The organism is Faecalicatena sp. (assembly GCF_058819085.1).
This window is the reverse complement of sequence record NZ_JBZUUL010000012.1, coordinates 84,651-105,485: the sequence shown is the minus strand read 5'-3', so window position 1 is coordinate 105,485 and position 20,835 is coordinate 84,651. Positions and strand designations below refer to the sequence as shown.

At 46.6% G+C, this 20,835-nt stretch carries 16 protein-coding genes; 12 read left to right on the top strand and 4 right to left on the bottom strand.

What is annotated here, in order from left to right:
- Nucleotides 1-17 precede the first annotated feature (17 nt).
- Nucleotides 18-1,046 carry a helix-turn-helix domain-containing protein gene (locus AC4OGX_RS06230; RefSeq protein ID WP_493329153.1) on the bottom strand — a complete coding sequence of 343 codons (1,029 nt, stop codon included), beginning with the start codon at nucleotides 1,044-1,046 and terminating at the stop codon, nucleotides 18-20.
- 149 nt (nucleotides 1,047-1,195) lie between these two features.
- Here AC4OGX_RS06230 and AC4OGX_RS06225 point away from each other — a divergent pair, with 149 nt between their 5' ends.
- Nucleotides 1,196-3,922, top strand: coding sequence for a glycosyl hydrolase family 2 protein (locus AC4OGX_RS06225; RefSeq protein WP_493329151.1), 2,727 nt, complete (start codon nucleotides 1,196-1,198; stop codon nucleotides 3,920-3,922).
- Between the two features lie 67 nt (nucleotides 3,923-3,989).
- On the opposite strand, the gene AC4OGX_RS06220 is transcribed toward AC4OGX_RS06225, so the two are convergent.
- Nucleotides 3,990-4,823: a helix-turn-helix transcriptional regulator gene (locus tag AC4OGX_RS06220; protein WP_493329150.1), complete on the bottom strand. Its 834-nt coding sequence runs from the start codon at nucleotides 4,821-4,823 to the stop codon at nucleotides 3,990-3,992.
- Between the two features lie 243 nt (nucleotides 4,824-5,066).
- Here AC4OGX_RS06220 and gnpA point away from each other — a divergent pair, with 243 nt between their 5' ends.
- From gnpA to AC4OGX_RS06190, 6 genes are all read left to right on the top strand, one after another.
- Nucleotides 5,067-7,232 carry a 1,3-beta-galactosyl-N-acetylhexosamine phosphorylase gene (gnpA, locus tag AC4OGX_RS06215; RefSeq protein WP_493329149.1) on the top strand — a complete coding sequence of 722 codons (2,166 nt, stop codon included), beginning with the start codon at nucleotides 5,067-5,069 and terminating at the stop codon, nucleotides 7,230-7,232.
- A 140-nt stretch (nucleotides 7,233-7,372) separates the two neighbouring features.
- Entirely contained in the window at nucleotides 7,373-8,722 is a 1,350-nt protein-coding gene (locus AC4OGX_RS06210) for a carbohydrate ABC transporter substrate-binding protein (protein ID WP_493329148.1), read from the top strand.
- Nucleotides 8,723-8,878: 156 nt separating this feature from the next.
- Nucleotides 8,879-9,772 (top strand): carbohydrate ABC transporter permease, encoded by an 894-nt coding sequence (locus tag AC4OGX_RS06205; RefSeq protein ID WP_493329147.1) that lies wholly within the window; start codon nucleotides 8,879-8,881, stop codon nucleotides 9,770-9,772.
- A gap of 12 nt (nucleotides 9,773-9,784) precedes the next feature.
- Complete coding sequence (locus AC4OGX_RS06200; RefSeq protein ID WP_493329146.1) at nucleotides 9,785-10,657, top strand: carbohydrate ABC transporter permease; 873 nt, start codon at nucleotides 9,785-9,787, stop codon at nucleotides 10,655-10,657.
- A gap of 12 nt (nucleotides 10,658-10,669) precedes the next feature.
- Nucleotides 10,670-10,837 carry a DUF6903 family protein gene (locus AC4OGX_RS06195; RefSeq protein ID WP_493329145.1) on the top strand — a complete coding sequence of 56 codons (168 nt, stop codon included), beginning with the start codon at nucleotides 10,670-10,672 and terminating at the stop codon, nucleotides 10,835-10,837.
- Nucleotides 10,838-10,854: 17 nt separating this feature from the next.
- Nucleotides 10,855-11,973: a phosphotransferase enzyme family protein gene (locus AC4OGX_RS06190; protein WP_493329143.1), complete on the top strand. Its 1,119-nt coding sequence runs from the start codon at nucleotides 10,855-10,857 to the stop codon at nucleotides 11,971-11,973.
- A 122-nt stretch (nucleotides 11,974-12,095) separates the two neighbouring features.
- Here AC4OGX_RS06190 and AC4OGX_RS06185 read toward each other — a convergent pair whose 3' ends face one another.
- Complete coding sequence (locus AC4OGX_RS06185) at nucleotides 12,096-13,652, bottom strand: AraC family transcriptional regulator (protein WP_493329141.1); 1,557 nt, start codon at nucleotides 13,650-13,652, stop codon at nucleotides 12,096-12,098.
- Nucleotides 13,649-15,421, bottom strand: a complete 1,773-nt coding sequence (locus AC4OGX_RS06180) for a sensor histidine kinase (RefSeq protein WP_493329139.1) — start codon at nucleotides 15,419-15,421, stop codon at nucleotides 13,649-13,651. Before AC4OGX_RS06180 ends, AC4OGX_RS06185 begins: the two co-directional genes overlap by 4 nt.
- Before the next feature lie 211 nt (nucleotides 15,422-15,632).
- Between AC4OGX_RS06180 and AC4OGX_RS06175 the strand changes: the two genes are divergently transcribed.
- The 5 genes from AC4OGX_RS06175 to AC4OGX_RS06155 all read left to right on the top strand — a co-directional run bounded on the left by AC4OGX_RS06175 (nucleotide 15,633) and on the right by AC4OGX_RS06155 (nucleotide 20,816).
- Nucleotides 15,633-16,955, top strand: coding sequence for an ABC transporter substrate-binding protein (locus AC4OGX_RS06175; RefSeq protein ID WP_493329138.1), 1,323 nt, complete (start codon nucleotides 15,633-15,635; stop codon nucleotides 16,953-16,955).
- Nucleotides 16,956-17,044: 89 nt separating this feature from the next.
- On the top strand, nucleotides 17,045-17,941 hold the full coding sequence (locus tag AC4OGX_RS06170; RefSeq protein WP_493329136.1) for a carbohydrate ABC transporter permease: 897 nt from the start codon (nucleotides 17,045-17,047) through the stop codon (nucleotides 17,939-17,941).
- The gene (locus AC4OGX_RS06165) at nucleotides 17,941-18,771 is read left to right on the top strand and encodes a carbohydrate ABC transporter permease (protein WP_493329135.1); all 831 of its coding nucleotides are present in this window, start codon (nucleotides 17,941-17,943) and stop codon (nucleotides 18,769-18,771) included. Before AC4OGX_RS06170 ends, AC4OGX_RS06165 begins: the two co-directional genes overlap by 1 nt.
- 27 nt (nucleotides 18,772-18,798) lie before the next feature.
- Nucleotides 18,799-20,628 (top strand): DUF3863 domain-containing protein, encoded by a 1,830-nt coding sequence (locus AC4OGX_RS06160; protein ID WP_493329134.1) that lies wholly within the window; start codon nucleotides 18,799-18,801, stop codon nucleotides 20,626-20,628.
- Nucleotides 20,601-20,816, top strand: a complete 216-nt coding sequence (locus tag AC4OGX_RS06155; RefSeq protein ID WP_493329133.1) for a hypothetical protein — start codon at nucleotides 20,601-20,603, stop codon at nucleotides 20,814-20,816. Before AC4OGX_RS06160 ends, AC4OGX_RS06155 begins: the two co-directional genes overlap by 28 nt.
- Nucleotides 20,817-20,835 lie beyond the last annotated feature (19 nt).

Here is a 20,835-nt window from a genome sequence, read left to right as displayed (position 1 = left end):
ATAGTGCGGATAAGACACTATAGCAGCTCTCCGGTTTCTTTGAGTATGTTTTTGCGGAATTCGCCGGGGGTGGCTCCTGTCTTTTTCCTGAACAGGTTGGTAAAATTATTCAGATCGTGTATCCCTACTGTATGGGCGATTTTATTTGCAGGCATATTGGTAGATCTTAGAAGCGTCTTCGCGTGTTCGATCCTCAGCTGGATCAGATAATTAATGGGAGAGGAGCCTGTATATTTTTTGAATTCCCGTGAAAGGTGGTATTTACTGATTCCTGAGAATTCGGAAAGGTAATCCAGTGACAGATTGCCGGAAAAGTTATTTTCCATATAAGTTATAAGATATTGGATATCGTCTGGAAGAGTATGCTGTCCGGATGCATGCGTATCTGCCGGTTCGTTCAGGAGCTGTGTCAGTATATGGCTGATGCAGTCAGCCGCTGTCCAGTCCCTGTAAGGGGAGGCAGTGCTGTAAATATGAAGCAGATCTTCCAGGTGATTCTGGTAATGTCCGGTAAATGGCTGGGAAAATAGGACCGTCCCTCTTTTTAAATACTGCCGGTAAAGCAGGGGAAGGAGCGGGCCGTTTAAATGGAGGACGCCGTGTTTCCAGTTAGCCCCGTCAGTCCGGTAGAAATGGGGCTCTATGCAGTCAATAAAAAAGCCGTCCCCCGGATGCAGGTGATAAGTCTGCCCTCTGTATTCTAAAAGGCCCTGTCCTTCATAGGTATAAAGGATGAGATAGGAGCGGTAATCCCTGCGGCGGGTATAGAACTGACTGGCACAGGTGAAAATGCTGAAATTTTCCATATGGTAAAGAGTCTGGCTGACCTCATTGGGCAGGGGCGGCCTCATAAAGATATCCAGACCGCCAAAGATGCAATATGTGGCATTCTTCACATTGTCGCCCGGGGCAGCAGGGGACATCCCGCTGTTGGAATACAGGATCTCTTTCGGGATCTCATCGGCAGAATAGCGTTGTCTGTCTAAAGAGTCGGAACAAAATGGTGAAGGAATTTGATAGTGGAAGAAGGTGATATTTTCAAACATAGGGGCGTCCTTTCTGAATCTGAGTTTTAACTGCTGTGAAAAGCAATATTATATGATATATTGGCAAATTAGAATGATTACATATTTATTATACTGATTTATAATATAAAAGCAACAGCAAGATTGTATTTGTATTCAGGAGGTAACAGATGAATCAGAAGGTAGAGCGTCTGCTGAAAGACCAGGGAGGAAATTATATTTTTCCTTTTTTCTGGCAGCATGGTGAGACAGAAGAAGTGTTGAGAGAATATATGAAGGTGATCGATGAGAGCCATATCAAGGCAGTCTGCGTGGAGAGCCGTCCTCATCCTGATTTTTGCGGTGAGAAATGGTGGCAGGATATGGATGTGATATTGGATGAGGCAAAGAAGCGGGGGATGCAGGTCTGGATCCTGGATGACAGCCATTTCCCTACAGGATTTGCAAATGGGGCTATAAAAGGGCAGCCGGACGAACTGTGCAGACAGAGTCTTTGCTGCAGGATTTATGACCTGGAAGGAAAAGATGAGATCCATATCGGGCCAGAGGAAATCCTGCATCCTGATGAATTTCAGAAGTCTATGATCGAGAATTATACGATGGAGCAAAACCCACGGACATTTGACAATGACAGGCTCTTTGCACTCTATGCTGTAAATCAGGAGGGAAAAGGTACAGGATTTTGGAATCAGGAGAGGTATATCGATCTGATCCCATTTTTGAAGGAGGACACGTTAGACTGGAATATTCCGGCGGGGAAATGGAAGATTTATGCCCTCCATCTGTCTTCCAACCAGGGATATCACAGATCCTATATCAACATGATGGACAGAAAGTCCTGCAGGATACTGCTGGATGCCGTCTACGAGCCGCATTATGCCCATTATAAGGAGGAATTCGGCAAAACGATCGCCGGATTTTTCTCGGATGAACCAGAGCTTGGAAACGGTCACATGTATGATATGGAGGATGAGTTTGGAAGGCCGGGAAATGACTATCCTTGGAGCAGTGAGCTTAAGGAGAGGCTTAAGGAAAGTCTTGGAGAGGAGTACAGGCTTTCCATGATCCTGCTCTGGGAAAATGAGGCAGAGGATGAGCTAAAGGCAAAGGCCCGCTATGCTTATATGGATGCTGTCACAAGTCTGGTCAGGGAAGATTTTTCAGAGCAGGTGGGTGCATGGTGCCGGGAGAGAGGCGTGAAATACATCGGCCATTTGATCGAGGATGATAATCATCATACAAGGACAGGGTGCTCTCTGGGGCATTATTTCCGGGGACTTGCAGGGCAGGATATGTCCGGGATAGACGATATCGGAGGGCAGGTGTTTCCACAGGGAGAGGATGTCAGCTATAATCACGGAACATTCCAGCATAGAAACGGAGAATTCTATCATTATATGCTTGGAAAGCTGGGAAGCTCTGCGGCTGCGATCGAACCCCTAAAGCAGGGGAATTCGATGTGTGAGATCTTTGGAAATTATGGCTGGGCTGAGGGCGTCAGGCTGGAAAAATATCTGGCAGACCACTTCCTTGTCCGGGGGATCAATCACTATGTTCCCCATGCGTTCAGTCCAAAGGAATTTCCAGATAAGGACTGTCCGCCGCATTTTTACGCACATGGACACAATCCACAGTACCGGCATTTTGGTTATCTGATGGCGTATCTAAACAGGGTATGTGAACTCATAAGCGGCGGAAGACACGCAGCACCTGTGGCAGTATTGTACCATGCAGAGGGAGACTGGACCGGAAAACATATGACATCTGACCGGGTGGGACACATCCTTTCGGATGCACAGATTGAGTATGATTATATTCCCCAGGATGTGTTTGCAAAAACGGAAGAATACCGTACAGAGATCACAGAGGGGCTTTTGAAGGTCAATACGCAGGAGTATCAGGCCGTGCTCGTCCCGTATATGCAGTATGTGACCTCGGCATTTGCCAAGGCGGTGGTCCGGCTGGCAGAAAGAGGGATCCCGGTATACTTTATAGACGGAGCACCGGATGGGATCTGTGATGCCGGGACAGCAGACCTGGATGCTGTCAGGGCTTCAAGCCGTGTGATCTCTTTGGAGGAGGCGGCAAAAGCTGCAGAAACAGTTGGAGCTGCGGAATTTAAGATCGCACCGGCTGATAACAGAATCCGGTATAACCATTATGAGCATGAGGATGGAACAGCGGTTTACATGTTTGTAAATGAGGGTACAGATACATACCTGGGAGAGGTGAGATTTGAGGAGAAGCGGATCGAACAGCTGAATGGGAAGGTGCTCTATCAATATGATGCATGGGAGAATGTCCTGAAAGATGCTGCGATCGAGGAAGGAAGGCTGGCGCTGGAGATCGAACCGCTTAAGAGCAGGATCTTTATCTTTGATGCGGCTGCAGCAGTGGAAGAGATCGGCAGTATCCAAAAGATGAAGCTGTGGGAGTCTTTGGACGCTCAGGCAGGATGTATGGTATCAGAAACGGAATTTTTAAGGAGCTGGCGCAGAAGTATCTGTAAAAGTATCGAGTATCCAGGATTCGGGGAAGCAAAAGAAATTAGGATCCCGGACAATCTGGCAGAGGAAGAGCCGGAATTCTCTGGGTTTGTCCGCTATGAGAACAGCTTTACAGCTAAGGAAGGGGAACGGTTTTATCTGGAGATCACGGATGCACATGAAGGTGTAGAGGTTTTTGTAAATGGAGTAAGCCTTGGAATCCAGATCGTACCAGTTTTCCGGTTTGATCTGTCAGATGCTGTGAATCTCGGGGAGAACCAGATACGGATCGAAGTAGCAACGACCCTGGAAAGAGAGATGGCAAAGGTTCCGAACATACTAGGCCAGATACAGGAGGCAAAGGCGGCGTCCGGGATCACAGGAGAAGTAAAGCTTTTTAAAGTCAGATAAATAGACGCATAACAGAGAAGGGGGAGTCCTTGTTCCTGAGTTACAGGAAAAGGGCCCCCCTCTCTGTCTATAGATCCTGATGGTTCTTCCTGTAAGCGGCAGGGGTCAGGCCGGTATAGCGCTTAAAGGATTGTGAAAAATAGTTGGCAGAGGAAAAGCCTGTCGTATGCGCGATCTGTGTAATACTGAAATCTGTAGTTTTCAAGAGCTCCTTGCTGTGGAGGATGCGCCGTTCTAACAGATATGTAATGGGTGAGATGCCGAATGCTTTATTAAAAATGTGTGATAAATAGAATTTATTCAGGTGGGAAACCTCGGCCAGGATATCTAAAGTGATATTCTCCTGATAATGGGTGTCAATATAGTATTTGATCGTTTCACATTCTCCCGGGATATTCTTCGAGGAATAGGGGGTAAACTGATCACCGCTGATCCTCAGGATCTTAAGGAGCAGAATGCTTAAAAAATGCTGGCAGATCAGTTCAGAAGAAGAACGGCGTCCCCTGGCCTCATCCAGCATCATCTGCATGAGGGGAAGACAGGCATCGGAATGCTTCTGGAAATCATAAACCCGGTATGCTCCATATTCGCTTCCCTGAAACTGGAAATGGAGATTGTCGATCCCGAGCACGATATAAGTAAGCGGATGTGTTCTGGAAGACTTCTCCGTATGACGGATATTGGGATTGATCAGAATCAGGGAATCCTTTCCGATAGGGACTTCTTCTGATTCTGTGCAGAAGTACCCATGCCCGTCCTGGACATAGAAGAGCTCTGCAAAGCTGTGGGAGTGGAACATGCTGATCCAGTCATTGCCGTAGGTGGCAGAGGAAATATAAAGAAGCCGTTCCAGAGGCTGCTGGTTGTACAAGTCTGTGAGTGAGTATTGGATATGTGCCATAAGAATCTCCTTATCTATAAATGATTTTCCTTATTTTTATCATAGCATTTCCCTTTTATAAAGACAAGATATATAACTTTTAGAGCAATAAATAAGTTGATGAAGATGATATAAATCCGTATACTTGAAATAAATAATTGTGCAAAAGCTATAAAAAATGCTATAATGAAATAAATAATTTGTGTAAAGTGAAAATGTATAAAACGAGTAGGCACAGTCTCGTTATGTAAAAGGAGACAAATTATGGAAAGCAATTTATCTTTTGGTCGAGTGACGATTCCGACAGATGTGGACGTAGTACCTGAGACAAAAGAGATCTTGAAGCGCTGGGGCGCAGACGCCATACGTGATTGTGACGGGACGGATTTTCCTGAAGAATTGCGCGATGTGAATGCCAAGGTCTATTCTACATATTATACAACCCGTAAGGACAATGCATGGGCAAAGGCCAACATGGATGAAGTGCAGCAGATGTACATTATGACAGATTTCCATACAGCCTGCGAAGAGACTTTGAAGATCCACCTTATGGATCACCTCTATCCGGATATGCTGGCAGTCAATACACGTGATGATATCACGCGTTGGTGGGAAGTGATCGACCGGACCACAGGAGAGGTAGTTCCCTTTGGTGTGTGGACATATGACGAGGAATCCGGGAATGTGGTGATCCATCCGGCCGAGCTGTTCCATGACTACACAGTAAGCTTTCTTACCTATATAATGTGGGATCCGGTGCATATGTATAATGCGGTGACTAACGGATGGAAGGATGTGGAGAAGCAGATCACATTCGATGTGAGACAGCCGAAGACGAGAGCATATTCCATGCAGCGTCTCAGAAAGTATCTGGAGGATAACCCGCATGTGGATGTGATCCGTTACACTACCTTTTTCCATCAGTTTACCTTGATCTTCGACGAGCTTGCCAGAGAGAAGTACGTGGACTGGTACGGATATTCCGCATCGGTAAGTCCCTACATATTAGAACAGTTTGAACAGGAAGCCGGATATAAGTTCCGTCCGGAATTTATCATTGACCAGGGATATATGAACAATACCTACAGGATCCCTTCCAGGGAATTTCAGGATTTCCAGAAGTTCCAGAGAAGAGAGGTGGCCAAGCTTGCTAAGGAGATGGTGGATATCACCCATGAATATGGCAGGGAGGCGATGATGTTCTTAGGGGATCACTGGATCGGCATGGAGCCGTTCATGGATGAGTTTAAGACCATCGGCCTGGATGCGGTCGTAGGAAGTGTGGGGAACGGTGCGACACTCAGACTGATCAGTGATATCAAAGGCGTAGATTACACGGAGGGACGTTTCCTTCCTTACTTCTTCCCGGATGTGTTCCATGAAGGCGGAGATCCGGTGAAGGAAGCGAAGTTCAACTGGGTGACTGCAAGACGGGCGATCTTAAGAAGTCCCATCGACCGGATCGGTTACGGCGGATATTTGAAGCTTGCACTTAAGTTTCCGGAGTTCATAGATTATGTGGAGTCTGTCTGCAATGAGTTCAGAGTCCTGTATGAGAATATTAAGGGGACGACGCCTTACTGTGTGAAAAGGGTTGCCGTACTCAACTGCTGGGGCAGGATGCGCGCCTGGGGGAATCACATGGTACATCATGCGATCTACCATAAACAGAACTACTCCTATGCAGGGATCATTGAGGCACTCAGCGGGGCTCCGTTCGATGTGAAATTTATCAGTTTCGATGATATCAGGGAGAACCCGGATATTTTGAAAGAGATCGATGTGATCCTGAATATCGGAGATGCAGATACCGCATACACAGGTGGTGAGAACTGGATCGATGAGAAGGTGGTAACGGCAGTGAAGCGCTTTATATATGAAGGGGGCGGCTTCATCGGTGTGGGAGAGCCGACGGCCCATCAGTGGGAAGGCCGATTCATCCAGCTGGCCGGTGTCTTAGGCGTTGAGAAGGAGAATGGCATGACTCTGAACAAGGATAAGTATAACTGGGAAGAGCATGAGCATTTTATCACAGAGGATGTGAAAGGCGAGATTGATTTCGGCGAGGGCAAGAAGAGTATCTATGCTCTTGACGGTACCACGATCCTCTGCCAGAGAGAAAAGGAAGTACAGCTTGCGGTACATGAATTCGGCAGAGGAAGAAGCGTATATTTAAGCGGTCTTCCATACAGCTTCGAGAACAGCAGGCTGCTTTACAGGGCCGTGATCTGGTCTGCGTCAGATGAAGAGAACCTGCACAGATGGTTCAGCAGTAATTACAATGTAGAAGTACATGCCTATGTTGCCAACGGAAAATACTGCGTTGTGAATAATACCTATGAAGAGCAGGACACCGTCGTATATAAAGGGGACGGCAGCAGCTTCCCGCTCCATATGGAGGCCAACGAGATCATCTGGTACACCATTTGATTTCGGGAAGAAAGCAGTACGGCGGATTGTAAGAATATCCGTTTTGACATGAATTTAGGAACGGCTAACAGCGTTCTTAAAATATCTCTGCCGGATTGACCGGCAGAGAAACAATATTAATCAACAGGGAGGAAAATGTTATGAAAAGAAAACTGGTAAGCGTGCTGTTATGTGTGACAATGATTGGAACATTAGCAGCCGGATGCGGCAGCAAGAAAGATGACGGCGGATCAGGCGATACAGCGAAGGATTCCGGCAAAGACGGACAGGTGCTGAAAGTAGCAGCTTTTGAAGGCGGTTACGGCGCTGAGATGTGGGATGAAGTAAAGACTGCATTCGAAGAATCACATGAAGGTGTAACAGTGGAGCTGACTGTTGACAAGAAGATCGAGGATGTCATCAGCCCAAGCATGAAAGCCGGCGATTATCCTGATGTTGTTCATTGTGCAACAGGACGTGAAGCAGGTCTTACCGAGACTCTGACAAAGGAAAAAGGTCTTCTGGAACTGACGGATGTGCTGGATATGACTGTTCCGGGCGAGGATGTCAAAGTAAAAGACAAGATCCTTCCAGGATTCCTTGATACATTGGGAACCATGCCATACGGCGACGGCGTAACCTATTACGCTCCAATGTTCTACAGCCCATGCGGATTATTCTATAATGCAGGACTGTTAAAGGAAAAAGGATGGGAAGTTCCTACAACATGGGATGAGATGTGGGCATTAGGAGACAAAGCGAAAGCAGAAGGCATCTCCTTATTCACATACCCGACACCTGGATATTTTGATGCATTCACCTATGCACTTCTTGAGTCTTCAGGCGGAGCAGACTTCTATAATGAAGCGATGACATACAAAGACGGCGTTTGGGAGTCACCTGAGGCAACAGCAGTATTTGACACAGTTGGAAAGCTTGCTGAGTATACAGAGCCTACAACAGTTGCCAATGCAAACAATGATAACTTTACAAAGAACCAGCAGCTGATTCTTGACAACAAAGCAATCTTCTGTCCGAACGGAACATGGCTCCCGGGAGAGATGAAGGATGCTCCGAGAGCAGACGGATTCGAATGGGGATTCACAGCAGTTCCTGCAGTTTCAAAGGATGAGAAGCCATCTTCTTTCACATTCTTCGAGCAGATGTGGATTCCGGCAGAAGCACAGAACCAGGATCTTGCAAAAGAGTGGGTTGCATTTATGTATTCTGACAAAGCAGCTGATATCTTCGCAAAATCAGGCGCAGTTCAGCCGATCGAAGGTGTAGCAGATAAGCTTGATGCAGACAATCAGTTATACTATCACATCTATGACAACGACGCAGCAGTTGCAGTTATGGGTGGATTCGCAGCAACAGAGCCTGTAGAGGGCGTTTCTATGACAGATTCTCTGTTCAACGCAGTAAACAGTGTTATGAGCGGAGACAAGACTGTAAAAGACTGGCAGGCAGACGTAGAAGAAGCAAGCGACAAGCTCAGAGATGCGATGTAATAATCCAGGGGCAAAATGATCCCAACATCATTAAAAAGAAGTGTTACTGAAGGAATTCAGTGAGAGACTATAAAGCGGCAGGGAACAAAGGAGAAGTATTCCGGCGTGTTCCCTGCGCTTTATCATACATAGCGCACGGGGATAGGAGGTATATGTATGCGGCACAAGAAGGGCAGAAGCGGATTTATCGCAGCCTGCGTATTACCATCCGTGATTTTGTTTATCATTTTCATGCTGATACCGACCATTAATGTATTTAAGATGTCGCTTTATAAGTGGGGCGGATTTTCAAATAACAAGAAGTTTGTCGGACTCAATAACTTTAAGATTTTATTCCAGGACCAGAAATTTTTCCGTTCCTTTCAGAATTCTATCCTGCTGATCGTACTCGTTACGATCATCACATTGTTCTTTGCGCTGGTATTTGCAGCGATTTTATCACGGGAGAACTTAAAAGGACAGAACTTTTTCAGGGTCATATTTTATATCCCTAATATTTTATCGGTAGTAGTAATTTCCGCGATCTTTTCTGCAATCTATGACCCGAATAGCGGTCTTTTAAATAGTATTCTGGGGATCTTTCGGGGAAAGGATGCCTCGCCCATCCTGTGGCTGGGTGACCAGAGCATTGTCATCTACAGTCTGGTCATTGCGATGGTATGGCAGGCGATCGGTTACTATATGGTCATGTATATGGCAAGTATGACCAGTGTTCCGGAGAGCCTTTATGAATCAGCGAATCTGGAAGGTGCAGGAAAGCTGACACAGTTTTTTAGTATCACACTTCCTCTGATATGGACCAATATCCGTACAACGCTTACTTTCTTCATCATCAGTTCCATCAACTTAAGCTTCCTCTTTGTAAAAGCTCTTACAAACGGAGGGCCGGATGGTTCTACGGAAGTATTTTTAAGTTATATGTACGGTCAGGCATACACGAACTCATCTTATGGATATGGTATGGCCATCGGCGTTGTAGTATTTTTATTCTCATTCGGTCTGTCCGCAGTAGTCAATGTTGCTACCAAGCGGGAACCGCTTGAATTTTAGGAGGTGTAGATCATGAAAAACAGAAAATTCAAACCCTCCAGAATTGTAGTTTACATCTGCCTGATCCTTCTGGCTGTCAGTATTATCGTGCCGGTAGGCTGGGTATTTTTAGCATCCGTGAAGGAAAATTCAGAGTTTTACGGCAATCCATGGACACTGCCGAAGGGATTTTACTACCAGAACTTTATCGATGCATTTTCCAAGGCGAAGATGGGAGACTATTTCCTGAATTCCATCATGGTAACCGTGCTCGCACTGCTGATCCTTTTAGTAGTGGCACTGCCGTCAGCCTATGTACTTGCACGCTATAAGTTCAAAGGCAGCAAGTTCTTAAATATTATGTTCATGGGCGGACTGTTCATCAACGTGAACTACATCGTTGTTCCGATCTTCCTGATGCTGGTAGACGGAGATAAGCTGCTCAAGCAGTGGATCGGGGCGGGATTTTTCATCAACAACCGGTTCATGGTGGCGCTGATCTACGCGGCCACGGCACTGCCGTTTACGATCTATCTCCTTTCCGGATTCTTCGTATCGATCCCGAAGGACTATGAGGAAGCGGCGTTTGTGGATGGAAGCGGATATTTTCACACCATGGTAAAGATCATGATGCCGATGGCAAGGCCAAGTATCATTACGATCATTCTGTTCAACTTCCTGTCATTCTGGAATGAGTATATCATTTCTATGACACTGCTGACGGAAAAGGAGCTTAAGACACTGCCGGTAGGGCTGATGCAGCTGATGCAGGCCCAGAAGTCGGCAGCAGACTACGGACGTCTCTATGCCGGGCTGATTATCGTCATGCTGCCTACGCTGCTTCTGTATATCCTTGTGCAGAAGAAGCTGACACAGGGTATGAGCCTCGGCGGATTGAAAGGATAGGGGGATGTTGATATGAATAAATGGGTTAAGATCATACTTTATATCCTGGTATTTTGTGTCTGCCTTGCCCTTGTTATCATTGGACAGAAGACTATCGGCGTGAAGCACCTTCTGCTCCAGCTCGTAGGACTGGCAGGGATTCTGGCGATGCTGTACGGATACAATAAGAAATACCAGTAACAGGTTAAGGAGAGGTTATGACTAAGATTACAGAAACAGAACTGGAAGAGGTGCTTAAGGCCTATCAGAACATCGGGACATTAAAGTCAAAAGCGCCCTATGGAAATGGGCATATTAACAATACCTTTCTCCTGACATATGACATTCCGGGGCATGGTGAGAAGAGGGTCATCTTACAGGAGATGAACCGGGAGGTATTTCACAAGCCGAAGGAACTGATGGAGAATATCATCGGTGTCACCACTTATCTAAGAGACAAGATCGTTCAGAACGGCGGTGACCCTGAGCGGGAGACTCTCAATGTCATTCCGACAAAGGAGAAAGAGAATTATTATGTAGATTCCAGGGGAGAATATTGGAGAGCTTACATATTCATAGAAGGGGCAACCTGCTATGATCAGGCAGAGACGAAAGAAGACTTTTATCAGAGTGCACTTGCCTTTGGTTCTTTCCAGCATCTTCTTGCGGATTATCCGGCAGAGACACTGCATGAGACGATCCCGCAGTTTCATGACACCAGGAAACGTTTCAACGATTTCAAGCGTGCCGTGGAAGAAGACAAGATGGGAAGAGCGGCCCTTGTCCGGGAGGAGATTCAGTTTGTACTGGACCGGGAGGCTGACGCAGATGTCTTTGGCGATATGCTAAAGAAAAAGGAGCTGCCTCTTCGTGTCACCCATAATGATACGAAGCTGAATAATATCATGATCGATGATGTGACAAGAAAGGGAATCTGTGTCATTGACCTGGATACGGTCATGCCGGGACTGGCGATGAATGATTTCGGAGATTCCATCCGTTTCGGTGCCAACACGGCGGCGGAGGATGAGACAGATCTTTCGAAGGTCTCCTGTGATTTAGAATTGTTTGAGGCATATGTGAAGGGATTCTTAAAAGGCTGTCAGGGAAGTCTGACCGAGACGGAGATCAGGATGCTGCCTATGGGAGCAAAAGTGATGACCTATGAGTGCGGAATGCGGTTTCTTACCGATTATCTGGAAGGGGATCATTATTTCAGAATCCACAGAGAGAACCATAATCTCGACAGGGCAAGGACACAATTCAAACTGATCGAGGACATGGAAGCGAAGTGGGGCGAGATGGAAGAGATCGTGAAGAGACAGCTTCCTGCATAAAATGGGAATCTGTAAACATAAAACGGAACATGGGATCAATCAGTTAGATTAAAAGGGAGCATTGCAGAATAGATGGAGATCAATCCTATATTCTGCGATGCTCCTCTTTGCGTTTTTGGTATCTATATGCCGGATGCTCCTCCTGCCTGGGCATCAGCCTGCTTCTGGATCCGGTATTCAGAAGGGGAAAGTGAGGTGATCTGTTTAAAAACCTTACTAAAATAAAACTGATTGGCATATCCGCAGAGCTCGGCGACCTCCCGCACCGTCAGCTGAGAATGGGCGAAGTAGTCACAGGCCTGTTGGATCCGGTAATTGGTCAGATACTCGATGGGACGGATATCCGTGTATTTTTTGAACAGCCGGCTCAAATAAGTCGGGGTAATGGAAAAGTGGACGGCAATATCGTTGATATTCATTTCTCTGCCATAGTTGCTGCGGATGTATTCCTTCACGTCTTTGATCAGCTCCTCAGAGCCGCCGGTATTCCCCTGGATATTATTGCGGAACAGCTGTTCAAACAGGATCTGCAGGGAGAGCTCAAGTTCTTCATAGGTCCTGGCATTGGAGAGATATTCATCGATCTCCATCTCCTTTCCGGTAAGCTGGTTTTTGGAGGTATCCTCGTAAAAAAGATGTAAGAGATGCTTTAGGCACTCACTAAGCTGTTTCTGTGTCATATTCTGTGTACGGCAGGATTCCAGAAAGGTATGCAGATGCTTTAAGAAATCCGCTGTGTTTCTGGAATGAATAGCAAAGCGGAAATTTTCCAGCAGAGAGCCATCGAGCGTCTTCTTTGGTTTTTGAAGCTCATCTAAAAAATCCTGGCTGTGAAACACCGTGGAGCGTCCAAAGACAAGCTGGTTTTTTAACTGTGTATGCAAAAGCTGATATTCTGACCTAAGGCTGTCTAGATGGCGGAAAGGCTTGGAAACACAGATGGTGGAAGCAACCGTGAGCTGTTCCAGCCGCTTTTTAAGCTCAGGGATCATCCGGTCCAGTTTTTCCCAGGATGCCTTCTGCATCAGGAAGACAAGCAGCCGCTGGTTGTAAGTCTGGCCGCTTAGGAGGTACACAGACTCTCCCTTTTTTAAATACTTGTGTACCACCTCTCCTTTCAAAAGCTCATCCAGTTCATTTTCGTAGGGGAGCCAGTCCTGGAAGGAAAAGGTCGCACAGGAATCCAGATTCACCAGCATGAGACAGCATTCCTGGAAGGAAAGCCCGCTTAAGAGGGCAGGGGGGATCAAAGCCCCGGTATTCAAGGTGGTATACAGCGCCTGCTGCAGCTGAAAACTCTGGTCTAAGAGGATTTTCTCCTCCAGGGTATCGAGGACATATTCCAGGTCCGTGACGCTGACCGGTTTGAGCAGATATTCATCCACTCCCAGCTGGAGTGCTTCTTTGGCGTAATCAAAATCCTTATAACCGCTTAAGATCACGGTTTTGATCGGGAGCTGCTCCTCCTTGAGACGGCGGATCAGCTCCAGTCCGCTTTGTAAGGGCATACGGATATCCGTGATCAGGATGTCCGGGCTTAAGGCAATGATCTTGTCGTATGCTTCCTGTCCGTTCAGGGCGGTGCCGCAGACCGTAACGTCCTTGTGTGTTTTCTCTATCTTCCGGCAGATATCCTGCTGGATCAGTACCTGATCCTCCGCAACTAATACTTTCATCATGATTTTAATTCCCCTTTCAGTATGATCTGGCAGCCCTGTGTGAGGTTCACTACCTGGTAGGTAAAGGAATCTCCAAAGTACAGGGCCAGCCTGGAAAATGTATTGTTGAGTCCCAGCCCGTTGATCTCCAGGGCAGCGGCGTCTGATAAAGCTGTGGAAATATTCTCCAGTGCTTCCTGGCTGAATCCGCCTCCGTTATCGGTGATGCTGATCTGCCAGTGTTCCTGATCCGCCCTGCAGACGACTGAGAGATGCCACGGCGGCATGGTGGTCTTAAAGCCATGACGGAAGCTGTTTTCTGCAAAAGGCTGGATAGACAGCTTCGGGATCAGCAGGGTATGGAGTTCCGGATCCACTTCGATCTGATAATCAAAATTAGTGCCGTTTGAAATCTTCATGAACTCCAGATAATTCTTCGTATGGGTCAGCTCTTCGATCAGATGGACATCTGTTTTATTCGAGGTGACATAGCGCATCATAGAGGAAAGATCCTGACACATCTTTGTGGTGACTTCGCTGTCATACACCTCGCTGGCAGCGCTGATGCTGTTCAATGCATTATAGAGGAAGTGAGGATCTACCTGTGCCTGCAGAGCCGCCAGATTCGCCATGCTTTCCCGAAGCTGGAGCTCGTAAATCTCCTGAATCGAGGCTTTGAGGTTCGCGACCATCTGGTTCATGGAGGTATTGAGTATCTCAAATTCATTGAAAGAGCCGGCCGGGAGTTTCAGCTTCGTATCATTGTCCAGACTCAGCTCATTGACATAGGAGATCAGCCTGTTCAAGGGCCGTGTCATCTGCGTGATCAATGAAAAAATGATCAAAAGGGTCAGTGCCAGCGTCAGGATCAGAACAATAATTGTCGTGATAATATAGCTGATGATCTGCTTTCTTATGGAAGTATTGTTGGAGAGCAGGACCATGGTAAGCCCGGTGGTATCACTTTTGATCGCTTTATAGGAATAGGAATATGTATAGCCGCTGGTATTGCCGGAGGAAATCTGATTTTTGATTTTTTCCACGATCCCGGATGACAGGACCGAGATCTCACGGTTGTAAGGATAGACCATATTTCCATCGGCATCCAGGATCATGACTTCCTTCTGGGACTCGAAAGAATCCTGCGTGCAGATGTCATCCATCAGGCTTACGGGTACCTGGATCTCCACGATCGTGTCCTGGGTGGTCCTCATATCGGAAAAATTCCGAAGGACAGAAAGCACCATGCGCTCATTGGTCGTCCAGTCGCTCTGGTGAGGAGGCTTACATTCGCTGATCAGCGAAGCCGATGCGTCAGGCAGAGCAAGCCCCTTAAGCCTGTCATAGACATAATCCATATCATTATAATAGGTGCCTGAATAATAGAAGTACTTCTTCTCCTGATTAAACAGGATCACATTGGAGATGATCGGCGAGAACATCATGTTTCCAAGTGCGGTCTGGATGGTACGTTCCCGCTGTATCTGATCTACATACAGCTCTTTTGGGCCGCTGTCAGCGGTGTTGAGCCTTAAGATCACAGATTTCAGTGTCGGATTCTTTGTAATAGAAGTCGCGGCAATATTCATCTGTTCGTATAGGGCATTGATCTGTGTGGAAATCCGTTCCAGGACGATATTCATAGAAGATTTATCATTATCCATCGCATTTTGGATAGAAGTCTTGGAAAAGAGGATACAGACGATCAGTGATAATGTCAAAAGGACTGTTCCAAGGCCAAGGAACAGCTTTGTTTTGAACGGAATATTTTTCAGTTTTGTTTTTTTCATAGGTGAAAGATCTCCTGTCATTCTAAAATAGCAATGCGGCAATTCTCTTTTTGACTGTTTCCATTATAATTGATTAAAGAGAAAAGTGATATAGGAAAATAGAAAATAGGGGGCGATGTCAGAAATATGTATATGGGATGGAAAAAATTTGTATTCTTTTTGGTATTACAAACCGATATAATAAGACCATCACAAAAGGGAGGAAAAAGCTATGAAATGGAAATTGGCAGCAAAACGTATGGCTGTACTCACAGTTGCAGCTACCATGATCACCGCGGCAGCAGGCTGTGGAAACAGCGGCGGCGACAAGGAGAAAAAGGAGGGAGCTGATAAAGGCGGAGGCGTGACTATCACCGTCGGCCTGAAAGCATCTCATGTCGAGATCTCGAACATCAACACCTACAAGGACGCCTGGGAAAAGAAGACAGGCAACAAGGTAGATGTCCAGGCAATTGACGATAATCAGTTTGATTCCCTTCTGCAGACCAAGATGTCTACAAGCGGTATGTGGGATATCTTTATCGGAGATACCGGTACCCAGTCAAGCTCCTATCAGCATGAGAAGAATCTGGTAGACTTATCAGGCGAAGCATGGGTGGACAAGCTGACGGATACAGGAAAAGAGTTTGTGACAAACTCCGACGGCAAGATCTACTGTTTCCCGAACGGTGGTGTGAACTCTTTCGGAATCGTTTATAACACAGAAGTGTTTGAGAAGAACGGAATCGAGATACCAAAGACTTTTGACGAGTTTGACGCGGTATGTGAAAAACTGAAAGGCGCAGGTGTGACACCTCTGTATGTATCTATGGCAGATGCATGGACGGTAAACCAGATCATGAACGGAGAATGGCCGAATATCTTAAGCGCTAACCCGGATGCTCTGGAGAAACTGAATAAGAATGAGATCCGCTGGGATTCCCTGCCGGAATTCAATGAGATGTTTGACCGCCTGAAAGGTTATGTAGATAAAGGCTACATCAATTCTGACATGGCAACTGCAAAATATGAGATGGCACAGAAAGCAGTCGGAACCGGCGAAGCAGCCATGATGTACATGGGTGACTGGGCAGATCCTGAATATGCAAAAGTAGCTCCGGAAGCAGCCGGAAAGATCGGCATGTTCGCAGCTCCTTCCAAGGACGGCGACAGTAAACTGGCGATCGCAGGTCCTGGCGGATACTATATCTCTAACCAGTGCAAGAATGTAGATGCAGCAAAAGATTTCCTGAGCTTTATGGCAGAGGATGACAACATTAAGCTGAACATGGAGACAAGAGCATGTACATCTGTATGGAAGGATATCGAAGCTACTAATTTAAGTAAGACCCTGGAAGATACACAGGCTTACATCGATGCAGGGGAAACAGAGATCCATTACAACCAGACCTATGTGATCACACCTTCTGATGATGCAAACAGTGCGTTTTTGTCTGTACTGCTTGGACAAAAAACACCTGAAGAATGTGCAAAGATCTGGAGCGATTCTGTTATTACCGTTGGAAAACAGCTGGGATTTGACGGATTCAAATAAATCCGGCTACAGATAAGAATGGAGGAGTGCTGCAATAATCCAGAAGCGGAATGTTGCAGCATTCCTTTTTTAAGAAAAGGAGGAAGAACGTGAAACAGAAAAAAGTCAGTAAGCTGGAACGAAAATATTACCCGCTTGCCTTTGCTGTTCCGGGGATTATTATCTTTACAGTATTTTACATCTGCTCGATCCTGGGCGGATTCATATTTTCCTTTACAGATTGGAGCATCTATAATTTTGAATCACCAGGTTTTATTGGATTGAGCAACTTCAAGGACTTGTTCGCTTCTCAGAGTTTCCTGCCGGCTCTTGGGCATACCTTTTTATTTGCCCTTGTGACAACGGTTTTGAAGGTTGGGTTCGGACTGCTCTTTGCGCTTTTACTGAACCGGAAATTTAAGGGGAGAAACTTCTTTCGGGCGGTGGTCTTCCTGCCATGTACCATCGGGGCGCTTGTCATCGGTTATGTATTTACCTTTATCCTGCAGCCTGACACGGGAATCTTAAATGAGGCATTGAGAAGCATCGGTTTGAATTCTCTGGCGCTGAACTGGCTGGGAAATACGAATATCGTTCTCTACGTGGTGTGTGCGGTCGAATCCTGGATGTGGATCGGATTCAATACGGCTATCATCCTGGCAGGGCTGCAGTCCATCTCAGGTGATGTATATGAAGCAGCAAGGATCGACGGGGCAAATGCCTGGCAGACGACCAGATTTATTACACTGCCGTTAGTCCGCCCATCGGTAAATACAACCATCACACTCTGCGTGATCGGCGGATTCAACATTTTCGATATTGTCATGTCCATGACAAACGGAGGGCCCAATGGCGCTACACAGGTCATCAGCAAGCTGTCCTATGATGCCATGAGAGTCGGGACACTGGGATATGCATCGGCGATCAGTTTGATCCAGTTTCTTCTGATCATTGCCGTGATCTCGCCACTACTTAATTTCTTAAGAAGAAGGGAGCCGGATATCTAATGAATTATAAGACAAAAAAAACAGTATCAAGAACGGCGGTCTACGTGATCTGTATCATCGCCACCTTCCTGGTATTATTTCCGTTTTTCCTTGTGATCCTGACTTCCTTTAAGTCAGTAGAGGAGGCGGCGATCGTTGACCTGTCCATGCCGAAGCAGATTTTATGGGAAAACTTTTCCTATGTAATGGAGCAGGGAAATCTGTTACGTGCATTTAAGAACAGTCTTTTGATCACAGGCTGCAGTGTGCTCTTGACCGTACTGATCTCTTCCGTGACAGCCTTTGTGCTGACCAGGAGGAGCGATAAAATCAGCAGGGTGATGTCCAATTATTTCCTGATCGGTATGATCGCTCCGCTGGCACTGATCCCGGAGGTTATTATCGTAAAAATGATCGGACTGAGCGGGACGTACCTGTCCATTATACTGATCCACGTGGCCTCCAGAATGCCTCTGAGCATCATGATCTATTCCGGTGTCGTCAAGGGGATTCCGAGGTCGTTAGATGAATCGGCCATGCTGGAGGGCTGCGGCTTCTTCAAGATGTTCTTCCAGGTCATATTCCCGCTGCTGAAACCGGCGATCTTTACCAATGTCATTATCGTGTTCATGGGAGTATGGAATGATTTCCAGGTCTCCTTGTATTTCGTGACAGATATTGCGAAAAACACGGTACCGCTGAGCATTTACAGCTTTGTCGGATATATGACCTATAAGTGGAACTATGTATGCGCATTTATCGTACTTTCGATCCTGCCGATCCTGATCGTATACTGCTGTGCACAGAAGTATATTGTAGACGGAATGATCGCAGGAGCTGTAAAAAATTAAAACGAACAAAAGGAGAATCAAACATTTATGGACAGATTTATTCTGAATATCATACACCGCCCGGAAATGGTGCCGGAATATGCGGAAAAAGTGACCGGGCACGGCAAGGAGGAGAATTTAGGCAGCGAAAAGCTGCTGACAGAGTCACTTGATATTTTCAAGACCCAGCAGGAGATTGCCCATAGAAACGGATTCAGGACAACGATCCAGATGACCTATGCCAGCCTCTTCAACGAGGAGGCTGTAGCACTGGCCAAAGAGCACCACGCAGTATATGGGGATGAGATCGGGCTGACACTTCTGGGGCTGCCCTGTGAAGAGTTCCGCAGGAAATATAAGACAAAGGATTTTTGTATCTGGATGTTTTCGATGGAAGACAAAAAGACGATCGTTAAGGATGTATTCGAGAAGTTTTATGACTGCTTCGGGTTCTATCCGAAGTCCACGGGTTCCTATTATATGGATGCAGAGCTGATCAATTACATCAAAGCAGAGTATCCCTCTGTGACCTGTGCAGTTGCCACCTGCTGGGAGGAGGGCCCGAAAGCCTACCATACCTGCAACAATTCCTGGTATACCTTATTCGACGGCGGTCCGTGGAATCCCTGGATCCCGTCAAAGGAAAATACCCATGCCCCGGCGGAGAACGAGGAGCAGGATTCCGGCATCGTGGCGATCCCCCACCTATCCAGGGATCTGATCGCCTGCTTCGACGGCAATGGCTCCAACTTTGGGACGCATCCTCAGAATGTTCTGCGAGGAATGATCTACAAAGACGGCCAGTATCCGTATCTGTATAACCTGATCGACCAGTACCGTTCTCTGAAAAAGTATAACCGTGGATATGCCTACAACATGATGTTCGTAGGACCCGGCTGGATGAACAAGATGGGACGCTGGGAGGCCCCTTACGAGCTGCTCTTAAAGAGCTATGAGGACGGCATGGCATACTATGCAGAACTAAAGGCTAAGGGTGAGTTAGAAGAAATGACGATGGCAGAATTTGCCGGGTTCTATCGGGAGAACAAGACCTATACACAGCCGGAATGTGCTCTCTGGCGGGATATCCTATATGGATCAGAAAAACAGCTTTTCTGGTATGCGGACCCTTATCTGCGCACCTGTGTGGATATGAACCAGGGCGGTGCACTGGTGGATCTGCGTCCGTATGCGGCAAAGATCAACTGGCCGGTAGGGATCGGGACAAAGCACGTGCAGGATGCGTCTTATCCTTTCCTGATCCAGGAGAAATACCGTGCAGGATATTTTACACATTATGCGGGAGAGGGAACGATTAAGAGCGCGAAGGTGGTCTATCAGGGAGAAGAGGTGGATCTGTGCCTGTGCAGAACAAAAGCAAAGTTTAGTGAGCAGGGGGATACAAGGATCCTGACACTGAATCCGGTGGAGATCGAGTTTGCAGATCTGACGGTGAAGCTTCAGACCGTGTTTTACTTTGAGGAGGGCAGCTCTGAGATCAAGATTCAGAGGAAGATCTTAGAGATGAGCAGACCGGATGCGGAAGTAGAAATCCAGGAGTATTTCACCGGATGCTACGGGACGACCGAATATCCGGAAGATATGACGGATATTGTCTTAAGCGTAAGGAGTAAAGAGCGGGAAGAGTCCATCCACTACGCATACAAATGCCGGGAAGCGGAGATCGAGAAGGGGATCTGTGCAGAGGTTGTGATCCCGAATATCCAAACAAAAGCCTTGGTAGGCGCAAAGGAGGAAGTGACAGCGTATATCCGCGAGGGATATGCATTTTCACCGATGTACACCCTTGGACTTAAGAAAAAAATGAAGAACAAGGAGGAGTTGAACACATGGCTCAGAGTGGAAAAGGCAGATTAAATTACAGATGTCCGTCTTGTTTTATGCGGGATCTGGATATCGATATGTTTTATGACAAAGAGAAGGATGAGTATTACTGTATCCGGTGCCAGTATACAGGAACAGAAGAGGATGTGCTTCAAAAGAATGAGATGGCGCGGTTCCGCTATCGAAGGATGATGGACCGGATCACGGATTTTGAAGATTAAGAAGGTAAGAAGGGCAGAA

Coding starts and splice junctions, on each gene's coding strand:
- AC4OGX_RS06230 (WP_493329153.1), bottom strand. CDS start 1,046: ATGTTTGAAAATATCACCTTCTTCCACTATCAAATTCCTTCACCATTT.
- AC4OGX_RS06225 (WP_493329151.1), top strand. CDS start 1,196: ATGAATCAGAAGGTAGAGCGTCTGCTGAAAGACCAGGGAGGAAATTAT.
- AC4OGX_RS06220 (WP_493329150.1), bottom strand. CDS start 4,823: ATGGCACATATCCAATACTCACTCACAGACTTGTACAACCAGCAGCCT.
- gnpA (WP_493329149.1), top strand. CDS start 5,067: ATGGAAAGCAATTTATCTTTTGGTCGAGTGACGATTCCGACAGATGTG.
- AC4OGX_RS06210 (WP_493329148.1), top strand. CDS start 7,373: ATGAAAAGAAAACTGGTAAGCGTGCTGTTATGTGTGACAATGATTGGA.
- AC4OGX_RS06205 (WP_493329147.1), top strand. CDS start 8,879: ATGCGGCACAAGAAGGGCAGAAGCGGATTTATCGCAGCCTGCGTATTA.
- AC4OGX_RS06200 (WP_493329146.1), top strand. CDS start 9,785: ATGAAAAACAGAAAATTCAAACCCTCCAGAATTGTAGTTTACATCTGC.
- AC4OGX_RS06195 (WP_493329145.1), top strand. CDS start 10,670: ATGAATAAATGGGTTAAGATCATACTTTATATCCTGGTATTTTGTGTC.
- AC4OGX_RS06190 (WP_493329143.1), top strand. CDS start 10,855: ATGACTAAGATTACAGAAACAGAACTGGAAGAGGTGCTTAAGGCCTAT.
- AC4OGX_RS06185 (WP_493329141.1), bottom strand. CDS start 13,652: ATGATGAAAGTATTAGTTGCGGAGGATCAGGTACTGATCCAGCAGGAT.
- AC4OGX_RS06180 (WP_493329139.1), bottom strand. CDS start 15,421: ATGAAAAAAACAAAACTGAAAAATATTCCGTTCAAAACAAAGCTGTTC.
- AC4OGX_RS06175 (WP_493329138.1), top strand. CDS start 15,633: ATGAAATGGAAATTGGCAGCAAAACGTATGGCTGTACTCACAGTTGCA.
- AC4OGX_RS06165 (WP_493329135.1), top strand. CDS start 17,941: ATGAATTATAAGACAAAAAAAACAGTATCAAGAACGGCGGTCTACGTG.
- AC4OGX_RS06160 (WP_493329134.1), top strand. CDS start 18,799: ATGGACAGATTTATTCTGAATATCATACACCGCCCGGAAATGGTGCCG.
- AC4OGX_RS06155 (WP_493329133.1), top strand. CDS start 20,601: ATGGCTCAGAGTGGAAAAGGCAGATTAAATTACAGATGTCCGTCTTGT.